The sequence below is a fragment of the Parendozoicomonas sp. 2304DJ65-17 genome, from assembly GCF_058148445.1.
In genome coordinates this window covers 1-202 of the sequence record NZ_JBYVJV010000180.1, presented here as the reverse complement: position 1 = coordinate 202, position 202 = coordinate 1, and the positions used below count along the sequence as shown (strand labels likewise).

1 tRNA gene is annotated in these 202 nt (G+C 45.0%); it reads left to right on the top strand.

Features of this window, described 5'->3' with window-relative positions:
- Window positions 1-128: 128 nt before the first annotated feature.
- Window positions 129-201, top strand: a tRNA-Lys gene (locus ACY2RR_RS24950).
- Window position 202: the final 1 nt, after the last annotated feature.

Here is a 202-nt window from a genome sequence, read left to right as displayed (position 1 = left end):
GTCGTTAGCTCAGTTGGTAGAGCAGTTGGCTTTTAACCAATTGGTCGTAGGTTCGAATCCTACACGACCCACCATTTCTTTGAATCTTTTCTGAAAGATTTCACATCTTGGCCGATGTAAAACGCTTTGGGTCGTTAGCTCAGTTGGTAGAGCAGTTGGCTTTTAACCAATTGGTCGTAGGTTCGAATCCTACACGACCCAC